This is a genomic window from Reyranella sp. (assembly GCF_044224635.1).
GTDB lineage: Bacteria > Pseudomonadota > Alphaproteobacteria > Reyranellales > Reyranellaceae > Reyranella.
On sequence record NZ_JBGAKA010000034.1, the window covers coordinates 1 to 15,114 of the forward strand.

The following is a 15,114-nucleotide window of genomic DNA, read 5'->3' on the forward strand; positions in this document are numbered from 1 at the left end:
CGCGGTCACGCCGACATTGGTGCCCTCGAGCTCGTGCTCCAGCGCTTCCGTCGGCCACGGCCAGCACGGCGTAGGTTCTGCTCATCGAGTACGGACCCTGGTTGGTGCCGCGGCGGTTCTGGGTAAAGGGCACGGAGGCGGTGTTGATGATGTTCGGCCCGCCGCTCAGGATCGCCGGCACGAAGTGGCGGATGCCGTGTATGACGCCCCAGACGTTGACGCCGATGATGAAGACCCAGTCGGCCACCGGCACGTCGACCAGCCGGGTGCCGTGCATCGGGATGCCGGCATTGTTGCAGGCGATGTGGAGCTTGCCGAAGCAGCGTTCCGCCTCGGCCAGCGCGTTGATCACTGACTGCTCTTGGGTGACGTCGATCCTGACCGGCAGCACCTGTTTGTTGGTCCCCGACAGGTGATGCGCCGCCTGTTCCACCGCGTCCTTCTCGATGTCGGCGAGCACCACGTTGGCGCCAGCTTCGGCCAGTGCCGTGGCGATGGCGAGGCCGATGCCGGAGGCGGCGCCGGTGACAATGGCGGTCTTGCCGGAAAACTCCATGATCAATACCCCCAGAGCAGCCGCAGCGTGGTCGGTGCGGCACGCATGCTAAAGTACCCGGTTGGCCATTCAATAGGGCGCCGGCCGGTTCGCCCTGCCGCCCGACGCCGTGAGTGCTGGCGACTTCGCCTCCCAGCGTTGCTTGCCAAGCAACAACAAGAGCGCCACCTAAACCTCGCAAAGCGATTGCACGACATAGTAGAATAACATATACATATTGCTATCAAATTGGCCGGACGCTACTATCCCGGACGTCGGAGGGGAGTGGATGTCCGATCAGGTCCTGGCACCGGAGGAGAGGCTCGCGGGTGAAGGGTTTGTCGACGAAGTCGACGAGCTTGGGCTTCGTGTCCTTCAACTCTCCGCGTCGTTGCGGCACGTCGCCGCCGCGATGATCGAGCTTCAGACACTGATTGTCGAAACCCAGAAGAGCACAAACTGGGCCCCCACCACCTGACTGGCTAAAGAGCTTCCGCGCGGTCAGCGACAAGGTTGATGAGGCCTTTAGCCTTGCCTCACAGAGTGGCGATGGTGTTCTAAACATTGCACGTCGGAAGGGGCACAATGTCTGACCCTGTGTCTCTCGAGGAGGCGCGGCAGCGTCGTGCCGCCGCCCTGGCCGATATTGCCGGCCCGACTGGCGGCGGGCATGATGGCGGCATGTCCGAGCTCGAACGGCGTGTCGGCGCTCTTGAGAAGCAAGTGACGGTAGTCGAGACCAAAGCGGATACCTTGATCGCGAATGGCCGCGAGATGGGCGTGGACATCAAGAGCCTGGGAAAGGCGCTTGGCGACCTGACCGGCAGGGTTTCGCAACTGCCCAGCACGTGGACAATGGCAGGATGGTTCGTCACCGTCTCAATTGCTCTCACGGGGCTTGTCTTCACGATCGCCCGGGCGATGAAGTAGCCACTTCCACGCGTGACCCAATCTAATGATTTTGCGGATAATCGCGCTTCATCCATGACGACACCGGCTCACGTGCGTGGTCGCCTGAGGCGCGTCACCGCATCCGCGCGCGCCGTCCGACGAACAGGATCAGCGGAATCGCGAGCGCCGAGGCCAGCGTGTAGAACCCGAAGGCGTTGATGTAGCCCAGCATCGAGGCCTGCCGGCCGATCTCCTTCGAGAGCTTGGCGAGGCCGGTCAGGCTCTCGGGGTCCCAGGCGCCGGTGACCCAGGGCAGGGCCAGGCTGCGGTTGAACGGATTCATCATCTCGATCAGGCGACTGTAGTTGGCGCTGGTGGCGCGCACGATCTCGGCGACGCAGATCGAAATGAAGAAGCTCGAGCCGATGTTGCGCAGCAGGTGGTAGACCGCCGTGCCTTCGGCCAGGTTGGCCGAGCTGATAGTGGAGAAGGTGACCAGGGTCAGCGGCACCCAGATCACGCCGATCGCGATGCCCTGGACCAGGCTGTTGGCCATCAGGGTGGCGGCATCGACATTGAGGTCGATCGCCATCAGCCACAGGCCGGAGACGATCTGCAGGGCGAAGCCGCCGATCAGGCCGATGCGCGGGTCCATGCGGCCGACGAAGATGGCCAGGAAGAAGCCGATGGTGGCGCCGACGCCGCGCGCGGCGATGATCTCGCCGATCAGCGAATCGGGATAGCCGGCATGCTGCTGCAGCAGGGGCGGCAGCAGCACCATCGGCGTGAAGTTCAGCATGCCGTAGATCAGCACCAGCACGAGGCCCAGCGCATAGTTGCGATCGAGCAGCAGGCGCAGGTTGAGGAACGGCCGCTCCACGGTGAGGCTGTGCGTCACGAAGATCCAGAAGGCGATGGCCGCGACGAAGGTCTCGACGATGATCTCGCCCGAGTCGAACCAGTCGAGACGCTGGCCGCGCGACAGCACCAGCTGGACGCCGGAGATGGCAACCGACAGCGACAGGAACCCCGTCCAGTCGAGCGACACCCGGGCGGTCGGTCGATCACGCGGCAAGGTGAGGCGCAGGCCGATGAACGACAGGAAGCCGACCGGCACGACCATGTAGAACGCCCAGCGCCAGCTGTAGAGCTCCGACAGCATGCCGCCCACGGTCGGGCCGACCACCGGGCCGATCACCACGGCCATGCCGAAGATCGAGGTCACCAGGCCCTGCAGGCGCTTGGGGAACGTGTCGAGCAGGATGGTCTGCGACAGCGGAATGACCGGTGCGCCCAGCGCCCCCTGCAGCACCCGCCACAGGATCAACGCTTCGAGGGAATCGGCCAGGCCGCACATCAGGGTCGTGGAGGTGAAGGCGAACACCGCCCAGATCATGGTCTCGCGCCGGCCGAAGCGCGCCGCCAGCCAGCCCGTCATCGGCGTCATCACCGCCGTGGCCAGGATGTTGAAGGTCATCGCCCAGGCGATCTCGTCCTGGGTCGCCGACATCGTGCCCTGCATCTGCGGCAGCAGGGTCGAGGCGATCAGCAGGGTGGTGGAGTAGAGGGTCGAGCCCATCACCACCATGACCAGGATGAGCACCCGCCGCCCGAGCGAGAACGCTTCGGCCGGGTCGACGGGGGCCGAAATCTCGGCGGCGGCACTTGAATTCATAGCCAAGGCTATTGTAGCCTATGCAACAATGTTGGACCAGAGCCCGGTTGGGCCAGAGAACGACGGCTATATCGGCTACATGGTGTCCGATGTGGCCAGGCTGATGCGCACTGTCTTCGATCGCCGGGTTCGCGACATCGGCCTGACACGCGCCCAGTGGCTCGTCCTGACTCGCCTCTACCGGCGTCCCGGCGCCAGCCAGACCGAGCTCGCCAGCATGCTGGAGATCGATCGCGCCAGCGCTGGCCGCCTGATCGACCGCATGGAGCGGGCCGGGTGGGTCGAGCGGCGCGCCGATCAGGTCGATCGCCGGATCAATCGCCTGTTCCTGACATCGGAGGCGCGCCGCGCCCATGCCGACATGTGGCAAGTCGCCGTGGCGACGGTCGACGATGCCCTGGCGGCGCTGTCGCCCGAGGAGCGATCGCAGTTCACCGACCTGACGGGCAGGGTCAAAAGCCGATTGCAGGCGCTGGCCGGAGCGGCGGCATGAGCCGCCGGCCGGTCAAGCTCACACGGCTGGCGCTGCTGGTGGTGGTTCCCGTCGCCGCCATCGTGGGCGGCGGTTTCTGGTGGTTGTCGGGCGGACGCTATGTCGGCACCGACAATGCCTACGTGAAGGCGCACATCGTGCAGATCGCTCCGGAGGTGTCCGGGCAGGTGAGACGGGTACCGGTGCAGGACCACAAGACGGTCGCCGCCGGCGAGACCCTGATGACGATCGAATCGAGGCCCTTCCGACTTGCGCTCGACAGCGCCGAGGCTGAGCTCGACGCGGCGCGTACGCACGTCGAAAGCCTGCGCGGCGTCTGGCGCGAGGCGGTGAGCGAGCTGGCCGAGGCGGAGGCCCGCGCCGCCTATTTCCAGCGGCAGTGGCAACGCCAGGAGGAATTGGCGGTCAAGGGTGTGGCGTCGGCGAGCAAGCGCGACGAGGCGCTGAACGAGGCACGCGGCGCGGCCGACCGGGTGACGACGCTGCGTGAAAAGCTGCAGCGCGTGCTGACGGCGCTCAACGGCGATCCCAACCTGCCGGCCGACCAGCACGCCATGGTGCGCGACAAGATGGCGGCGCGCGAGCGCGCTGCGCTCGACCTCGCCCGCACCACCGTGCGCGCGCCGGTTGACGGCGTGGTGGTGAACCTTCGCGTGCAGCAGGGCGAGCAGGTCAAGGCGGCGACGCCGCTGTTCGCCCTGGTGGTGACCAGCCGCCCGTGGATCGAGGCAAACTTCAAGGAGACCGAGCTCACCCACGTGCGGGTCGGCCAGAAGGCGACGGTGGTGCTCGACACCTATCCCGATGCGACCTGGGAAGCGATCGTCGAGAGCCTGAGCCCGGCGACCGGCGCGGAGTTCGCGCTGCTGCCGCCGCAGAACGCCAGCGGCAACTGGGTCAAGGTGGTGCAGCGCCTGCCGGTCAAGCTGCGCCTGCTGCCCCATGTCGGCGAGCCGCCGCTGCGCGCCGGCATGACCGCCACGGTCAAGATCGACACCGAACGCCAGCGCCGCATCACCGACGTCGCCCAGATCCTGTTCGGCCGCGGCAGCGAGGCGATGGCGCAGCAGACGGAGTAGGGCGTCATAGCTGGGCGCGCGCCCAGCTATGAGCCTCTCAAGTTTTCCTGCCCAGCGGAGGTGTGGGAGGCGAAGAAGACTACTGCCCGCAGTTGAAGGTGATCTTGCGGGTCGTGAAGGTCGGCAGCTTTTGCGGTGCGTTCTTCGGCCAGGGGCGGGGCCACGAGCCGTCGGCGAGGTGCCTCTCGACGATCGGCAGCAGCAGGTTGAAGGTGATCCAGCCGCGCAGCTTGCCGCCGGCATAGTTGGTGTGCACGGCGTCGACGAACAGGTCGGGATTGAGCGGGGTCTGGCCCGCGAGGTCGATGAAGTCCGTACCGTGGGCCTCGGCGTAGTTCGCCAGCACGCGGTTCTGGAAGTTGGCCAGCCGCTCGAGGTCGCGATAGCGGTACGGGTAGTTGCCGACGTTGAGCTGCTGGATGATGTACTTGTGCCGCACCGGGTCGAGCACCAGCCCGTCCTTGACCATCCAGGGGAACGAGGCGATGGCGAACTCACTGTTGACCAGGGCGGCGGAGAGTCGAATGTCGTCGAGGTCGTTCAGGATGACGTTCAGGCTGACCGGCAGCGCCGGATAGTTGGGATCGGGATTATGCTCGTCGAGGCCGTACGGCCAGACGACCTTGTAGTCCGGCTTGGGCCACTCCTTGCCCTCGCCGCTCGCCTGGGCGGCCCCGATCGCCGCCTGGACGCGGCCGAGCAGCGCCGAGTAGCGCGCGGCCACCTGCAGCCACGTCTTGGGCGCTTCCGACTCCATCGGGCGCGGCGCCGACGCCGGCGGCCGATCGGCCGTGACCGAATCGAGGCGAAACTGGTTGCCGCCTTCGAAGTAGACGATGAGGTCGGGTCGCAGCGGAATGACCTCGGTCCGGACGATCTCGGCGATGTCGGTTGACGCGATACTCTCGCGGCCGGCATTGAGGACCTCGAAATGGACCGGCAGTCCCTTGGCCTTGGCCCAGACATTCAGCCAGTAGCCGGCATATTCCGGCCACGAGAAGGGCAGGTGGGGCATGTCGAGGGTAGTCGAGGCGCCGACGAAGACGATGCGAATCGTCTTGTCACCGCGCGGCTCCTCGATCGGCGCGCCGCGCCAGCCGATCTGGTTGGTCACCAGGCCGTGCGGCATCGTGACGTTGGGCAGGAAACGATAGGGCGGCCGGGCCGAGCCGTCGGGCGGGTCGTAAAGGTAAAGCTGGCCGGGCGCGTGGTGGAGATGGCGGTGCTTGCAGGGATCGCCGGCGAAATTGGCATTCCAAGCCCGGAAGGCGTCGGGGGCTCGGAAATCCATGCCGCCCACCGGGTTGTCCTCGATCTGGCGATAGAGTTTACGCCAGTCCTCGGGCGCCTGGCCGCGGTTCGGCAGTGGCGGCGGATCGCTGTTGAACCACGCCTTGTCGACGCCCGGCGCCGCCGGGATGTTGTCGATCAGCGCCGCGCTGACCGACGTCGTTCCGGTCGGCATGCTGAGCGGCATCGACAGCATCTCGTAGCCGTCGAGCCAACGCACGACGCCCTCGGCGAAGACGAAGCTGACGACGGTCGACAGCAGGATCAGCAGCAGGTTCTTCAGGGTTTGCAGGGCGGCCTCGTGTCGCTCGGGCGATCAGCAGCCTTTGCCCTGATCGCGGCAGAGGCCGTCCAGCAAAGAGGTGATTTCCGGCAGCATGCCTTTGGCGAAATACTCATCCGCCTTCCCGTTGGGATGCGGATCCGGGACAGTCACCCAGAGGGTGCGCGGATCGACCGATTCGACGGTGGGCAGAAGATCGATGAACGGCACCTTGTCGCGCTCGACCACGGCACGGACCTTGTCGGTGATGTCGCCGAATGGATAGGGCTTGAACTCGCGCAGCTCGGGAATGTTGAACACGACTAGCTTTGCCCCCGTTTGCCGCGCCTCGGTGGCGAAGCCGCTCAGAGCCTTTTGGGTTTGCTGCCATCCGGCGGCGTTCGGCTCATAGAGGTCTCGATAGTATTTCTTCCAATCCGGCGTTTCGCCGAAGGTACGGGAAACCGTGTCGAGGCGGTAGCGCAGGACCGTCCAGGCAGCGGAGTTCCGGTCCAGCCAGGTGGTGTCGAGATACTGCGGCATCGGCTCGGCATCGTTGATGAAATAGGCCAGCACGATGATGTCGGGCTTGAGCAGGGCGCCGACCTTGCGATAGAGCGCGAGCTCCTGGGTGGGGTTGTAGTTGCCGACGCCGAGGTTGAAGCCATCGACCTTGCGGCCGGCCTTGGTCAGCGCCTCGAGGATGCGGTTGGCGAAGGTTTCCTGCTCTGCCACGCCCCAGCCCAGGGTGATCGAATCGCCGACGAAGGCGATGCGCGCCACCCCCGGCTTGGCGGGCTGGTCGATCTCGGGCGACCGAAGCCCGAGCGAATTGGTGCGGACCGACACGCCCATCAGCTTTTCGTCGGCCCCGGGACGGTGTCGATGGCCGATATCGGGCTGGGCGTCGCGTACCTTGACGTCGGTGGCGTACTTCCACATCTCGAGCTCGTAAAGCATGCCGTCGTCGAGGAAGACGCGCGTGAGGGCCTCGAAGCTCAGCAGGCACAAAGCCAGGACCGCGACGAGCAGCAGTCCGTTTCTGATCACTTTCATTGATTCACTCGGCGGTTACTGCGCTCGAACTCGCAAATCGACATCTCCTCCACGGCACCGCCGCGGCAGCGTTGGACACGACAGGCCGGTTGCGGCCAGTCAACTTGGAGACCTCCACCGCTCGTCGGATCAGCCGGTGCGGTTACCGCGCGCCCTTTTCTTTGTCCAGAGGACAGGTTTGCGCGCTAAGTCTCATGTGATGGCTCATCAGGGCCGATCGGGGAGGGGACGTGAAGAAGCTGGTGAACGACCCGCGGCGCGTGGTGCGCGAGATGCTCGAGGGCGTATGCGACCTCGCTCCCGGATTGGCCCTGCTGGCCGACCACGACGTGGTCGTGCGCGCGGATTTGCCGCCGCCCGAAGGGCGAGCCGCGGCCGTGATCTCGGGCGGCGGCTCGGGGCACGAGCCGGCGCATGCCGGCTATGTCGGCCCGGGATTGCTGACGGCCGCGATCGCCGGCGACGTCTTCACCTCGCCCAGCGTCGATGCGGTCCTGGCTGGCATCCGCGCCGCGTCGGGGCCGGCGGGCGCCGTCCTGATCGTCAAGAACTACACCGGAGACAGGTTGAATTTCGGCCTTGCCGCCGAGCTGGCGCGGGGCGAGGGGATTCCGGTGGAGGTCGTGGTCGTCGCCGACGACGTGGCCCTCAGCGATACCGTGCCGCGCGAGCGCCGCCGCGGCATCGCGGGGACGGTGCTGGTCCACAAGATCGCCGGCGCGGCAGCCGCGGCCGGCTGCAGCGTTGCCGAGGTTGCCGGGTTGGCCCGCGCGGCGGCGGCCGACCTCGGCAGCATGGGCGTCGCCCTGGGAGCCTGCACCGTGCCGGCGGTCGGCCGTCCCGGTTTCGCGCTCGGCGAGGACGAAATCGAGCTCGGGCTCGGAATCCATGGTGAGCAGGGTATCGCGCGCTCTGACATGGCGCCGGCCGATATCCTCGTCGATCGGCTCCTCGCGGCGATCCTGGCGGATCTTGGCCTGTCGGCCGGCGCCGGCGGCACCGTGGCGCTGCTGGTGAACGGGCTGGGCGGTACGCCGGCGGTGGAACTGGCGATCGTGGCGCGTCGGGCGTTGGCGTCGCTGCGCGGCCATGGCCTCTGGGTGGCGCGTGCCTGGCAGGGCTCGCTTTTGACAGCGCTCGAGATGCCCGGCTGTTCGCTGTCGGTCCTGAAGCTCGATCCGGAGCGGCTCGCCCTGCTCGATGCGCCGGCAGCGTCGCCAGCCTGGCCCGGCGCGGGCCGGATCGCGGCGGCGCGGCGCGTGGTGGCGGGCGCCGAGGCCGCGCCGGCGACGGCCAAGCCGGCGGGGCCGCAAAGCCAACGGCTGCAGGCGATGGCGCGGACCGTCGCCGCGGCCCTGGAACGCGCCGAGCCGCTCCTGACCGATCTCGATACCAGGGCGGGCGACGGTGACCTGGGGCTCGGCATGACGCGCGGCGCTGAAGCCATTTACGCCCTCGACCTCGCAGCCTTCGCCGACGCTCCGACGGCGCTGCGCAGCATCGGCGAGGCGCTGCGGCGCGCCATCGGCGGCAGCTCGGGACCGTTCTATGCCGTCGGCTTGATGCGCGCCGCGCGCGAGCTTCCGGCCGAACCCGGGATGAGCGACTGGGCCAGAGCCTTCAGGGCGGGCATCGAGGCGGTTGCCGAGCTGGGTGGCGCGAAGGCCGGCGACTGCACCATGCTCGACGGGCTGCTGCCGGCCGTCGACGCCTTCGACATGCGAGCGGAAAACGCGGCCAGTGCGCTCGCCGCCGCGGCCTCGGCAGCCGAAGCCGGCGCCGTGGCGACCGCCGCGCTGCGCCCGCGGCTCGGGCGCTCGAGCTATCTCGGCGATCGCGCCATCGGCGTCGCCGATGGCGGCGCCACGGCCGTCGCGATCTGGCTGCGCGCGCTTGCTACGGCGTTTGCTGAGGTCAGGGAGTAGACGGCGCTGACATCATCGCTGGGAGCGCCCCCTCCGATGGCGCTCATGCGAGGTCCGATCGACAAGAAGAGCGCCACAGGAGGCGAGGATGATCTGCTATCCGCAGGCCACCGCATAGATGTGCTGGACTTCCCCGGGCAGCGGCATCGCCTCCCAGGTCTGGCCGGCGTCGCGGGTGCCGAACACCTCGCCGTCGTAGCGCGCGCCGATATAGACTTGGCGGGGGTCGGTCTGGTGCAGGCCGATCGACATGATGGTGCCGTGCACCTGGACCTTGTCGAAGCGCTTCCAGCTCTGGCCGCCGTCCTGGCTGCGATAGAGCCCGCCGTCGTGGCTGGCCGCGGCGACCGAGAGCGCGGCATAGAGCGTGTTCGGTTCGGCAGCCGAGGTCTTGACGTCGCGTCCGTAGGTCGTGGGCGAGAACTTGCCGACCTCCATGTCGCTCCAGTTCTTGCCGCCGTCGGTGGTGCGGAACAGGCCCATGCGCAGCGCGACGATCGCCGAGTCGGGATTGGCCGGGTCGATGGTGATGGCGTGGCCGTCCAGCATGCCCTCGGCCGTGGTGTCGCTCACGATCTTGCTCTTGAGATGAGGCAGGTCGGAGAGCTTGATCAGGCCGGCGCTGCAATCCTCCCAGGTCTCGCCGCCGTCGGTGCTGCGCATCACGCCGTTGATCTCGAGCGCGGCGTAGATTTCGTTCGGCCGCGTCGGATGCTGGGCAAAGCGCATGACGCGCGAGGCGAATGGCCCCTTGCAATGCGTGCCGATGACCGGCGTGGCGAGCTTGCGCCAGTTCGCGCCGCCGTCGTCGCTGCGGTAGACGTCGATCGGCGAGGCGCCGGCGAAGATCCGCTTCGGATCGCGCGAGTCGACCAGAAAGCACCAGACCTGCTTGTTGGCGTCAGGAAAGCCGGTGCGCCGGAACGTGGCGCCGCGATCGGTGCTGCGCCACACGCCGTCGCTGGTGCCGGCGAACACCGTCTCGGGATCCTCAGGATGGACGAAGACAGTGAAGGCCTCGACCGTGCCCAGCACATGCTGCCAGTCGCCGCCGTCGGCGGCGCGCCGGAACACGCCGACCTTGCCCTTGTGATCCGGCTTGCCGAAATATCCGGCGACGCCGACATAGACGTTCGATTGCTTGGCCATTGTCACCTCCGGGTTCAGTTCTTGGCCATCACCTGCTGCTCTTCGCGACCAGCTACTGCTTCTTCGCGACGAGTGGGCACTCACCCTGGTCCATCGGACGGAACGCTTCCTCGGCCGACATCGTCGAGATGAGATTGTAGTAGTCCCAGGGACCCTTCGACTCCGAGGGCTTCTTGACCTCGAACAGATACATGTTGTGCATCTTGCGGCCGTCGGCGCGGATGTAGCTCAGGCCGAACACCGGGTCGTCCCACTTGATCTCCTTGAGCTTGGCCATGACCGCATCGCTGTTGTCGGTGCCGGCCGCCTTGACGGCGTTGAGGTACTGCAGCGCCGCCGAATAGAAGCCGGCCTGGATGCTTGTCGGCATCTTGCCGTTGTGCTTGGCGGCGAAGCGCTTGGCGAAGGCGCGAGTCTTGTCGTTGAGATCCCAGTAGAACGCCTCGGTGAGGTTGAGGCCCTGGGCGCGCTCGAGGCCGAGCGAATGGATGTCGCTGATGAACACCAGGAGGCCCGCGAGCTTCTGGCCGCCCTTGACGATACCGAATTCAGCAGCCTGCTTGATCGAGTTGATGGTGTCGCCGCCGGCATTGGCAAGGCCGATGATCTGCGCCTTGGATGATTGCGCCTGCAGCAGGAAGGAGGAGAAGTCGTTGGTGTTGAGGGGATGGCGCACCTCGCCGATCACCTTGCCGCCGGCCTTGGCGACCACGGCGGCGACGTCGCGCTGCAGAGCGTAGCCGAAGGCATAGTCGACGGTCAGGAAGAACCAGCTCTTGCCGCCCGCCTTGACGACCGCCGAGCCGGTTCCGTTGGCCAGCGCGAACGTGTCGTAGACCCAGTGCACGGTGTAGGGGTTGCAGAGCTTGCCGGTGATGTCGGACGACGCCGGATCGGTGGCGAGATAGATCTTCTTCTTGTCGTTGGCGACGCGCGCGGTGGCGATCGACGAGGACGAGGCGCCGGAGCCGAGGATGGCGTCGACCTTCTCGGTGTCGTACCAGCGGCCGGCGATGGTCGCGGCCACATCGGCCTTGTTCTGCACGTCGGCCTGGACGATCTCGATCTTCTTGCCGTCGATCGCACCGCCGAAATCCTCGATCGCCATCTGCACCGCGATGACGGCGCCGGGGCCGTTGATATCGGCGTAAAGGCTCGACATGTCTGTGAGCACACCCAGCTTCACGACATTGTCGGTGAGTTGCTGGGCCGGCGCCACCGTCGCCCAGACGACCATGGCCAGGGCGGATACGCCCGACATCAAACGCTTCATCACAGTTTCGCTCCCAAGAGTTTTTGGTTGAGCGGACCCTAGCAAGGTGGTGGCATGGGCGCAAAGCGAAGAGGAAGCAGCCAGACATGTTCGAGCAGATCGTTGACGTGCCCACCAAGGACGGGGCGATGGAGAGCTTCGTCTGCCATCCCGAGCGCGGCGGGCCCTATCCGCCCATCCTGTTCCTGATGGATGCGCCCGGGATCCGCGAGGAGCTCTACGACATGGCGCGGCGCCTCGCGACGGTCGGCTATTACGTGCTGCTGCCCAATCTCTATTACCGCGCCGGGCGGGACACCAGGTACGGGCCCGACGTCCTCGACAAGGGCAGCGCCGAGCAGGCGCGCATGCGGGCGGTCCGCACCAAGATGACCATACCGCCGGTGATAGACGATATCGCCGCCCTGATCGCCTATGCCGATCAGCAGAAGGCGTCGAAGAAGGGCCCTGTCGGCACCCATGGCTATTGCATGAGCGGGCCCTATTCACTGGCGGCAGCGGCACGCTACCCGGACCGCATCGCGGCTGCGGCATCGTTCTACGGCACCTGGCTGGTGAGCGACGCGGTCGAGAGCCCGCACCTCACCCTCGCCAAGGCCAAGGGCGAGCTCTACATCTCCTGCGCCGAGCACGACGAGCTCGCGCCGCCCGACATGGTCAAGGAGCTGAAAGCGCTGTTCGACAAGTCGGGCAATGGCGGCGAGCTCGAAATCCAGCCCGGCGTGCATCACGGCTTCGCCTTTCCGCAACGCTGGTGCTACGACAAGCGCGCCGCCGAGCGCCACTGGGAGCGCCTGATTGCGCTGTATCGGCGGCGGTTGGGCTGATCATTGTCCTCCCCAGAGTCAGCGCTGGGGAGGTGTCGGCGTCTTCGCCGACGGAGGGGTCATGAGCGTCAGTGGTGGTGCTCATGACCTTTCCGTCGCGTATGACGCGACACCTCCCCAGCTTCGCTGGGGAAAAGAAAGATCACTGCGGCGCCGTCGCCGGCTTGAACTTCTGCACGCGCTTTCCATTGTCGACTTCGCCCGTGTAGATGTTGCCCTTCGAATCGACGGCGATGCTGTGCACCCAGTGGAACTGGCCGGCGTAGCGGCCGGATCGGCCGAAGCCGCCGACCACGGCGCCGTCGCTGCGCCGCAGGATGCGCAGGAGGTTGTTCTCGCCATCGATGTTGAACAGCCAGGTCTGGGTGGCGTCGGGCCAGAAGTTCAGGTCCCACACCGCGCCGGCGCCCAAGGTCGACTTGTCGTAGAACCATTCGGTGACGAAGCTGCCGTCCTTCCTGAACACCTGGATGCGGTTGTTCACGCGGTCGCAGACATAGACGAGGCCGTCGCGCGAGACCTTGGCGCAATGCACCGGGTTGGCGAATTGCTGCGACGGCGCCGCCGAGGGATCGTAGGGCGCCTGCTTGTCGTCGTTGGGCTTGTTGCCGTAGGCGCCCCAGTGCCGCTTGTAGGCGCCGGTTTCCGAATCGAACACGATGACCCGGCGATTGCCGTAGCCGTCGGCGACGAAGACCTCCCTGGCGTCGTTATCGACCTGGATGTCGGCCGGCCGGCCGACCAGGGTCGTGTCGTTGCTGCCGCCGGTCGGCCCTAGCCTGCCGATGGTCAGCACCGGCCTGCCATCCTTGGTGTACTTGAAGATGGCGCTGTCGTTCGGCGCATTGCCGGCAATCCACACGAAGCCCGACCGATCGACATGGATGCCGTGCTCGTTGCTGACCCACGGCGTCGTATCGGGATGGCCCCATCCCTGGATGAAGTTCCCGTCGGCATCGAACTCCATGACCGATGGGGCCGGGGCGCAGCATTTGTTGCGCGGCGGCTTCAACGTGGCGCCCTTTTCATCATCGCTGAGCGAGCGTGGTCGTTGCAGGAGCCAGACGTGATCGTCGGGACCGACAGCGACGCTCGCCACTTGTCCGAGCAGCCAGTTTTTTGGCAGTGGCTTGGGCCAGAACGGATCGACCTGGAACTGCGGCGGGTCGGCGGCGACGGCAGGCGATGACAACGCGACGACACTCATCAGGGCGGCCAGCGCCGCCCACGCACCACGCTTCATCGTCTCCTCCGTCGTTTGTTCTTGTCAGGTCCTCGTGACTGCTCGCTCTACCGAAGTAGGCATGAGGAAAGATCCCTCGCTGCGCTTCGGGATGACAGCAATACTGTCCCCCGCGACGGCAATCTGTCACCCGCTACAACAATGTTTTCGCCCGAGACAACAATACTGTCATCCCGAGCGCAACCAGGGGGACCTTTAGCGGTGTCTCGTCACGCCACCCTGGCCGGCTGGCGCCGCTTGTCGACCTGCCAGGTGTCCAGCATGTCGCGCGCGTGATTGGCCTTCGGGTCCATGGCGCTCTCGCGGCCCGGGACCTTGGCGGCCAGCTCGATGACGTAGCCGTTAGGATCGCGGAAGTAGATCGAGCGGATGAACCGGTGATCGGAGATGCCGCGCACCTCGCGACCTTCGGCCTTGCCCTTGGCGAACATCCGCTCCAGCGCATCGGGCTCGACCTCGAGCGCGATGTGCAGGTCGAAATCGTGCTGCTCCTTGAACTCGAACGGCATGTCGGGCGCCTCGAAGAAGGCGAGGCACGATCCGTCGTCGAGCTGGAAGAAAGTGTGCAGCACGCCGGTGCCGGTCTTGCGGCCGGTGATCGTCTGCTCGATCTTGAGCGTGTGGACCAGCGGCAAGCCGAGGAAATCCTCGTAGAAGCGCCGCGTCTCCTCTGAATCACGGCAGCGATAGGCGTTGTGATGCAGACCCTTGATCATGGGGTTCTCCTGGTCAGATCGCCTGCCAGGGCTGTCCCTTGGTCGAGGCGCAGAAGCCGTTGAAGGTCTCGTAGACCTTATCGTAGCTCGGGCGCTTCTTCATGTTGCCGAGCCAGCGCTCGATATTGGGATAGGCCGACAGATTGCAATGAACCAGCTCGCCCGCCGTGACGAGTGCGGCGCCGAAATAGTCGGCGATGGTAATCTGATCACCGCACAGATACTGGCGGTTCGGTCCGAGGTAGTGGTCGTTCAGGATTTGCAGCCAGCCCTTGGACTTCTCCTTGCCCCAGGCAACGACCGCCTCCTGCACCTTCGCATCCTCGCGCTTCAGATGCGGGAAGAGCTGCGGGTAGATCAGCCCATACCCCCAGTCGCGATAGAAGTTGGAATTGAACCAGTCCAGGAGCTCGTTCACCCGCGCCCGTTGCTTGAGATCTTTCGGGTAGGCGTCCGATCCCGTCTTCTCCGCCAGGTAGCGCAGGATGGCGGCACTTTCGGTCAGGCGGAAGTCGCCGTCCTCGAGCATTGGCACCAGGTGGTTCGGATTGAGCCTGCTGTAGGCTGGTTCGTAATGCTGACCCTTCAGGATGTCGACGACCTCCATGTCGACCGGGATCTTTTCATCGGCAATGAAATGCATCACCGGACGGCTGACGGTCGATACCGGATGCATATGGAGCTTCATGATCCCCTCCAG

At 66.1% G+C, this 15,114-nt stretch carries 15 protein-coding genes; 6 read left to right on the top strand and 9 right to left on the bottom strand.

All coding sequences use genetic code 11. The features are described from left to right. A partial coding sequence (locus ACILR9_RS25225) for an SDR family NAD(P)-dependent oxidoreductase (RefSeq protein ID WP_395712730.1) occupies nt 1–556 on the bottom strand: 556 nt, incomplete at its 3' end. Nucleotides 557–824: 268 nt separating this feature from the next. On the opposite strand from ACILR9_RS25225, the gene ACILR9_RS25230 reads away from it, so the two are divergent. Then, nucleotides 825–1,013 carry a hypothetical protein gene (locus ACILR9_RS25230; RefSeq protein ID WP_395712731.1) on the top strand — a complete coding sequence of 63 codons (189 nt, stop codon included), beginning with the start codon at nt 825–827 and terminating at the stop codon, nt 1,011–1,013. 107 nt (nt 1,014–1,120) lie between these two features. Further along, entirely contained in the window at nt 1,121–1,465 is a 345-nt protein-coding gene (locus ACILR9_RS25235; RefSeq protein WP_395712732.1) for a hypothetical protein, read from the top strand. 94 nt (nt 1,466–1,559) lie between these two features. Here the strand turns inward: ACILR9_RS25235 and ACILR9_RS25240 are convergent, their stop codons facing one another. Next, nucleotides 1,560–3,101 (bottom strand): DHA2 family efflux MFS transporter permease subunit, encoded by a 1,542-nt coding sequence (locus ACILR9_RS25240; RefSeq protein ID WP_395712733.1) that lies wholly within the window; start codon nt 3,099–3,101, stop codon nt 1,560–1,562. Nucleotides 3,102–3,129: 28 nt separating this feature from the next. Between ACILR9_RS25240 and ACILR9_RS25245 the strand changes: the two genes are divergently transcribed. Beyond that, nucleotides 3,130–3,594 (top strand): MarR family winged helix-turn-helix transcriptional regulator, encoded by a 465-nt coding sequence (locus ACILR9_RS25245; RefSeq protein ID WP_395712734.1) that lies wholly within the window; start codon nt 3,130–3,132, stop codon nt 3,592–3,594. Continuing rightward, on the top strand, nt 3,591–4,673 hold the full coding sequence (locus ACILR9_RS25250; RefSeq protein ID WP_395712735.1) for an HlyD family secretion protein: 1,083 nt from the start codon (nt 3,591–3,593) through the stop codon (nt 4,671–4,673). The genes ACILR9_RS25245 and ACILR9_RS25250 overlap by 4 nt, the downstream gene beginning before the upstream one ends. A 79-nt stretch (nt 4,674–4,752) precedes the next feature. Here the strand turns inward: ACILR9_RS25250 and ACILR9_RS25255 are convergent, their stop codons facing one another. Next, complete coding sequence (locus ACILR9_RS25255; protein WP_395712736.1) at nt 4,753–6,183, bottom strand: hypothetical protein; 1,431 nt, start codon at nt 6,181–6,183, stop codon at nt 4,753–4,755. 96 nt (nt 6,184–6,279) lie between these two features. Further along, nucleotides 6,280–7,281 (bottom strand): SGNH/GDSL hydrolase family protein, encoded by a 1,002-nt coding sequence (locus ACILR9_RS25260; protein ID WP_395712737.1) that lies wholly within the window; start codon nt 7,279–7,281, stop codon nt 6,280–6,282. A gap of 230 nt (nt 7,282–7,511) precedes the next feature. On the opposite strand from ACILR9_RS25260, the gene ACILR9_RS25265 reads away from it, so the two are divergent. Continuing rightward, nucleotides 7,512–9,206: a dihydroxyacetone kinase family protein gene (locus tag ACILR9_RS25265; RefSeq protein WP_395712738.1), complete on the top strand. Its 1,695-nt coding sequence runs from the start codon at nt 7,512–7,514 to the stop codon at nt 9,204–9,206. Between the two features lie 96 nt (nt 9,207–9,302). Here the strand turns inward: ACILR9_RS25265 and ACILR9_RS25270 are convergent, their stop codons facing one another. Together ACILR9_RS25270 and ACILR9_RS25275 are read right to left on the bottom strand one after the other, a co-directional pair. Next, nucleotides 9,303–10,355, bottom strand: a complete 1,053-nt coding sequence (locus tag ACILR9_RS25270) for a WD40/YVTN/BNR-like repeat-containing protein (RefSeq protein ID WP_395712739.1) — start codon at nt 10,353–10,355, stop codon at nt 9,303–9,305. Between the two features lie 52 nt (nt 10,356–10,407). Beyond that, nucleotides 10,408–11,628, bottom strand: coding sequence for an ABC transporter substrate-binding protein (locus ACILR9_RS25275; protein ID WP_395712740.1), 1,221 nt, complete (start codon nt 11,626–11,628; stop codon nt 10,408–10,410). Between the two features lie 86 nt (nt 11,629–11,714). Between ACILR9_RS25275 and ACILR9_RS25280 the strand changes: the two genes are divergently transcribed. Then, nucleotides 11,715–12,455: a dienelactone hydrolase family protein gene (locus ACILR9_RS25280; RefSeq protein ID WP_395712741.1), complete on the top strand. Its 741-nt coding sequence runs from the start codon at nt 11,715–11,717 to the stop codon at nt 12,453–12,455. Between the two features lie 142 nt (nt 12,456–12,597). On the opposite strand, the gene ACILR9_RS25285 is transcribed toward ACILR9_RS25280, so the two are convergent. The 3 genes from ACILR9_RS25285 to ACILR9_RS25295 all read right to left on the bottom strand — a co-directional run bounded on the left by ACILR9_RS25285 (nt 12,598) and on the right by ACILR9_RS25295 (nt 15,102). After that, a complete protein-coding gene (locus ACILR9_RS25285; RefSeq protein WP_395712742.1) occupies nt 12,598–13,698 on the bottom strand; it encodes a hypothetical protein in 1,101 nt (366 codons plus the stop codon). A gap of 209 nt (nt 13,699–13,907) precedes the next feature. Then, nucleotides 13,908–14,414 carry a VOC family protein gene (locus tag ACILR9_RS25290; protein ID WP_395712743.1) on the bottom strand — a complete coding sequence of 169 codons (507 nt, stop codon included), beginning with the start codon at nt 14,412–14,414 and terminating at the stop codon, nt 13,908–13,910. Between the two features lie 13 nt (nt 14,415–14,427). Further along, nucleotides 14,428–15,102 carry a glutathione S-transferase family protein gene (locus ACILR9_RS25295; RefSeq protein ID WP_395712744.1) on the bottom strand — a complete coding sequence of 225 codons (675 nt, stop codon included), beginning with the start codon at nt 15,100–15,102 and terminating at the stop codon, nt 14,428–14,430. Nucleotides 15,103–15,114: the final 12 nt, after the last annotated feature.

What these genes read in the sequence shown, in the direction of transcription:
- ACILR9_RS25230 (WP_395712731.1), top strand. Translation starts at nt 825, where the DNA reads ATGTCCGATCAGGTCCTGGCACCGGAGGAGAGGCTCGCGGGTGAAGGG.
- ACILR9_RS25235 (WP_395712732.1), top strand. Translation starts at nt 1,121, where the DNA reads ATGTCTGACCCTGTGTCTCTCGAGGAGGCGCGGCAGCGTCGTGCCGCC.
- ACILR9_RS25240 (WP_395712733.1), bottom strand. Translation starts at nt 3,101, where the DNA reads ATGAATTCAAGTGCCGCCGCCGAGATTTCGGCCCCCGTCGACCCGGCC.
- ACILR9_RS25245 (WP_395712734.1), top strand. Translation starts at nt 3,130, where the DNA reads ATGTTGGACCAGAGCCCGGTTGGGCCAGAGAACGACGGCTATATCGGC.
- ACILR9_RS25250 (WP_395712735.1), top strand. Translation starts at nt 3,591, where the DNA reads ATGAGCCGCCGGCCGGTCAAGCTCACACGGCTGGCGCTGCTGGTGGTG.
- ACILR9_RS25260 (WP_395712737.1), bottom strand. Translation starts at nt 7,281, where the DNA reads ATGAAAGTGATCAGAAACGGACTGCTGCTCGTCGCGGTCCTGGCTTTG.
- ACILR9_RS25270 (WP_395712739.1), bottom strand. Translation starts at nt 10,355, where the DNA reads ATGGCCAAGCAATCGAACGTCTATGTCGGCGTCGCCGGATATTTCGGC.
- ACILR9_RS25275 (WP_395712740.1), bottom strand. Translation starts at nt 11,628, where the DNA reads ATGAAGCGTTTGATGTCGGGCGTATCCGCCCTGGCCATGGTCGTCTGG.
- ACILR9_RS25280 (WP_395712741.1), top strand. Translation starts at nt 11,715, where the DNA reads ATGTTCGAGCAGATCGTTGACGTGCCCACCAAGGACGGGGCGATGGAG.
- ACILR9_RS25285 (WP_395712742.1), bottom strand. Translation starts at nt 13,698, where the DNA reads ATGAAGCGTGGTGCGTGGGCGGCGCTGGCCGCCCTGATGAGTGTCGTC.
- ACILR9_RS25290 (WP_395712743.1), bottom strand. Translation starts at nt 14,414, where the DNA reads ATGATCAAGGGTCTGCATCACAACGCCTATCGCTGCCGTGATTCAGAG.
- ACILR9_RS25295 (WP_395712744.1), bottom strand. Translation starts at nt 15,102, where the DNA reads ATGAAGCTCCATATGCATCCGGTATCGACCGTCAGCCGTCCGGTGATG.